At 67.0% G+C, this 4,845-nt stretch carries 3 protein-coding genes; 2 read left to right on the top strand and 1 reads right to left on the bottom strand.

The window, feature by feature from the left end; genetic code table 11:
- The coding region (locus NUU27_RS24940) for a PfkB family carbohydrate kinase (RefSeq protein WP_257764989.1) at positions 1 to 524 on the bottom strand (524 nt) is incomplete at its 3' end.
- A gap of 242 nt (positions 525 to 766) precedes the next feature.
- Between NUU27_RS24940 and recA the strand changes: the two genes are divergently transcribed.
- Entirely contained in the window at positions 767 to 1,846 is a 1,080-nt protein-coding gene (gene recA / locus NUU27_RS24945; RefSeq protein ID WP_257764990.1) for a recombinase RecA, read from the top strand.
- 376 nt (positions 1,847 to 2,222) lie between these two features.
- Positions 2,223 to 4,845: alanine--tRNA ligase (gene alaS / locus NUU27_RS24950; RefSeq protein ID WP_257764991.1), on the top strand; the 2,623-nt coding region annotated here is incomplete at its 3' end.

Below are 4,845 nucleotides of genomic sequence, written 5' to 3' on the forward strand. Positions count from 1 at the left end.
AGGCGGCCGGCCTTGGCGGGCGAAACGGCGATCGCGTGGAGCGGGCCACGGCCGCCGCTCGCTGCCAGCAGGGCGATGGCGGCCTCCGGCAGGTTGGCGTCGCACAGGATGGCGTCGGCCGCCGCCGCCGCCTCGCGGCACTTGCGCCGGCGCATCTGCTTGGGGAAGGCCAGCTCATAGAGCTCCATGTCGGCGAGCCCGGTGATCAGCTCGCCCTCATGGTCGAGGATTGCCGTGTAGCTGGGGGTCGCGCGGTCGAGGAAAACCGCCGACAGATCCTCGAATCCCGCCCGTTCGATGGCATCCGCCACCCGCTCGCCCGCCGCATCGCCGCCGCGCATCGACATCAGCGAGACCGCCGCGCCGCGCAAGGCCGCCGCCCGCGCGGCATTGAAGACGCCGCCGCCCACCTCTTCGCGCATGCGGCCGGGATTGGAGGTCGCCGGACGGTGAGGGCCGGCGAGCCGCCCACGGCGGTCCATATGCGCGCCGCCGACGGCAAGGAGGCGAGGGGCCCGCGGCATCGCCGTCACCGCGCCGCGCGAATCGCGGCGGGGCCGGAACGCCGGCCGACAAGGGCCGTATCGGCACCGGCAAGGGAGAGGTCGGCGCCGGGCGATCGCTGCGCACAAAATGAGAACATATCTAGATTGTGAATGAAAATCAATGATTTGACCTCTATTGCCAAATTGGAACAAAAAGAGTACGAATAGATATGGCGGATTTGGCGGACCCGCTCCCATTGACGACGAAGGGGTGTTGTATCATGGCTCAGAATTCATTGCGGCTTGTAGAGGATAATTCGGTGGACAAAACCAAGGCTCTTGATGCGGCCCTGTCGCAGATCGAACGCGCCTTCGGCAAGGGTTCGATCATGCGGCTCGGCGCCAATGACCAGGTGGTGGAGATCGAGACGATCTCCACCGGTTCGCTCGGCCTCGACATCGCTCTGGGCATCGGCGGCCTGCCGCGCGGCCGCATCATCGAGATCTACGGACCGGAGAGCTCGGGCAAGACGACGCTCGCGCTGCACACCGTTGCCGAGGCGCAGAAGAAGGGCGGCATCTGTGGCTTCATCGATGCCGAGCATGCGCTGGATCCGATCTATGCCCGCAAGCTCGGCGTCGACCTGGAGAACCTTCTCATCTCGCAGCCCGACACGGGCGAGCAGGCGCTCGAGATCTGCGACACGCTGGTGCGGTCCGGCGCGCTCGACGTGATCGTCGTCGATTCGGTTGCCGCGCTGACGCCGCGGGCCGAGATCGAGGGCGAGATGGGCGATTCGCTGCCCGGCATGCAGGCCCGCCTGATGAGCCAGGCCCTGCGCAAGCTGACGGCCTCCATCTCGCGCTCCAAGACGATGGTCATCTTCATCAACCAGATCCGCATGAAGATCGGCGTCATGTTCGGCTCGCCCGAAACGACGACGGGCGGCAATGCGCTGAAATTCTATTCGTCCGTGCGCCTCGACATTCGTCGCATCGGCTCCGTCAAGGACCGCGACGAGACGGTCGGCAACCAGACCCGCATCAAGGTGGTGAAGAACAAGATGGCGCCGCCCTTCAAGCAGGTCGAGTTCGACATCATGTATGGCGAAGGCGTTTCCAAGACCGGCGAGCTGATCGATCTCGGCGTCAAGGCCGGCGTGGTGGAGAAGTCGGGCGCCTGGTTCTCCTACAATTCCCAGCGTCTGGGCCAGGGGCGCGAGAACGCCAAGCAGTTCCTGCGCGACAATCCGGAAACCGCCAACGAGATCGAGCTGATGCTGCGCCAGAATGCGGGCCTCATCGCCGACAGGTTCCTCGACGACACCGGTCCCGACGAGCAGGATGTGGCCGGCGACTGAGCTTGGCTCGGCGGGCCTGCCGTTCCGCTACCGCCTTCGGCGTTTCACCTCATCCCCGGCCTCGTGCCGGGGATTTTCGTTTGCCGCCTTTCAGTGCGTGGTTCGACAGGCTCGCCATGGGGAACGCCGGACCTGGCGGGGCGCCTTGCTTCGTGACGTTGCAGGCGAGCCCTGCAATCACGCCCTCCTCATGGCGAGCCTGCCGAACCACGCACAATGCTGGTGCCCCGAAACAGAGCCGGATGCGCTGCCACGGCCCGCCCTTTGCGTTTCGGCCTCCGCCGACGGGATTTCTGGACAGGCATTTGCGCTGACGTTAAAAGGCGGGCACCTGTTTCCCGCATTTTCCGCGCGGGCTTCTCGCAAAGGCTGAAACATGAGTGGCGTCAACGACATCCGGTCGACTTTTCTCGACTACTTCAAGAAGAACGGGCATGAGATCGTGGCCTCCGGCCCGCTCGTTCCGCGCAACGACCCGACGCTGATGTTCACCAATGCCGGCATGGTGCAGTTCAAGAACGTCTTCACCGGCCTCGAGACGCGGCCCTACAGCCGGGCTGCCACGGCCCAGAAATGCGTGCGCGCCGGCGGCAAGCACAACGATCTCGACAATGTCGGCTACACGGCCCGCCATCACACCTTTTTCGAGATGATGGGCAATTTCTCCTTCGGCGACTACTTCAAGGACCGCGCCATCGAGCTCGCCTGGAACCTCGTCACCAAGGAGTTCGGCCTCGATGCCAAGCGCCTGCTGGTCACCGTCTATCACACCGACGACGAGGCGGCCGGTTACTGGAAGAAGATCGCCGGTCTGTCCGACGACCGCATCATCCGCATCCCGACCAGCGACAATTTCTGGGCGATGGGCGATACCGGCCCGTGCGGACCCTGCTCGGAGATTTTTTACGACCATGGCGAGGAGATCCCCGGCGGCCCGCCCGGCAGCCCGGACGAGGACGGCGACCGCTTCATCGAGATCTGGAACCTGGTCTTCATGCAGTATGAGCAGCTGACGCTCGACGAGCGCATCGAGCTGCCACGCCCGTCGATCGACACCGGCATGGGCCTGGAACGCGTCGCCGCCGTTCTGCAGGGCGTGCACGACAATTACGACATCGATCTTTTCAAGGCGCTGATCCGCGCCTCGGAGGACGCCACCGGCGTCAAGGCCGAGGGCGCGCGCCGCGCCAGCCACAATGTGATCGCCGATCATCTGCGCGCGTCGAGCTTCCTGATCGCCGACGGCGTGCTGCCGTCGAACGAGGGGCGCGGCTATGTGCTGCGCCGCATCATGCGCCGCGCCATGCGCCACGCGCAGCTTCTGGGTGCGCAGGAGCCGCTGATGTGGCGGCTGGTGCCGGCGCTGGTGCGCGAGATGGGTCAGGCCTATCCGGAACTGGTGCGCGGCGAGGCGCTGATCACCGAGACGCTGAAGCTCGAGGAGACGCGCTTCCGCAAGACCCTGGCGCGCGGCCTGTCGCTGCTGTCCGATGCCACCGGCTCGATGGCGGCGGGCGACCGTCTCGACGGCGAGACCGCGTTCAAGCTATACGATACCTACGGCTTCCCGCTCGACCTGACGCAGGACGCCCTGCGCCAGCGCGGCATCAGCGTCGATCTCGACGGTTTCAACACGGCGATGGAGCGGCAGAAGGCCGAGGCGCGGGCCAATTGGGCCGGCTCCGGCGAGGCGGCCACCGAGGCCGTGTGGTTCTCGGTCAAGGACAAGGTCGGCGGCAGCGATTTCCTCGGCTACGAGACCGAGGAAGCCGAAGGCGTCGTCACCGCCTTGGTGCGTGAAGGCGTGCTGGTGGAGGAGGCGGGCGAGGGCGACGCCGTGGCGCTCGTCACCAACCAGACGCCGTTCTATGGCGAATCCGGCGGCCAGGTGGGCGACACCGGCACGATCGAGGGCGAGGACTTTGCCGTCGCCGTCTCCGACACGCAGAAGAAGGGCGATGGGCTGCTGGTTCATTTCGGCACGGTCACGAAAGGGGCGGTGAAGACGGGAGCCGCCGTCGCGCTGCATGTCGATCGCGCCCGCCGCACGAAGGTCCGCGCCAATCATTCGGCCACCCACCTGCTGCACGAGGCGCTGCGCGAGGTGCTCGGCACCCATGTGGCGCAGAAGGGATCGCTGGTCGCGCCCGAGCGGCTGCGCTTCGACTTCTCGCATCCCAAGCCGATTTCCGAGGAGGAGCTCTCGCGTGTCGAGGACATCGCCAACGACATCGTGCTGCAGAATGCGCCGGTGGTCACCCGCCTGATGGCGGTCGACGACGCCATTGCCGAGGGGGCGATGGCGCTGTTCGGCGAGAAATATGGCGACGAGGTGCGCGTCGTGTCGATGGGCACGGCCGTCGATGGCGAAAAGACCGGCAAGACCTATTCTCTGGAGCTATGCGGCGGCACCCATGTGCGCGCCACCGGCGACATCGGCCTCGTGCGGGTGGTCTCGGAAGGCGCCGTGGCGGCCGGTGTGCGCCGCATCGAGGCGCTGACGGGAGCGGCCGCGCGCCGTCATCTCGACCAGCAGGAGCGGCTGCTGAAGCAGGCCGCGAGCGCCCTCAAGGTGGCGCCCGGCGATGTCGCCGAACGTCTCGAGACGGTGCTCGAGGAACGCCGCAGGCTGGAGCGCGAGCTCTCCGAGGCGCGCCGCAAGCTGGCGCTGGGTGGCGGGGGCGGCAAGGCGGCAGACGAGGGTGCGGAGACCGTGGCCGGCGTCAGCTTTCTGGGCCGTGTCGTCGAGGGCATTGCGGCGAAGGATCTGAAGCCGCTGGCCGACGAGGGCAAGGCTTCGCTCGGCTCGGGTGTCGCCGTCTTCGTCGGCACGTCGGACGAGGGTAAGGCGAGCGTCGTGGTCGGCGTGACCGCCGACCTGACGGCGCGTTTCAACGCGGTCGATCTGGTAAGGGCCGCGTCCGCCGCGATCGGCGGCAAGGGCGGCGGCGGCCGTCCGGATATGGCGCAGGCCGGCGGGCCGGACGGCGCCAGGGCGG

Source organism: Nitratireductor sp. ZSWI3, from assembly GCF_024655565.1.
Lineage (GTDB): Bacteria > Pseudomonadota > Alphaproteobacteria > Rhizobiales > Rhizobiaceae > Nitratireductor.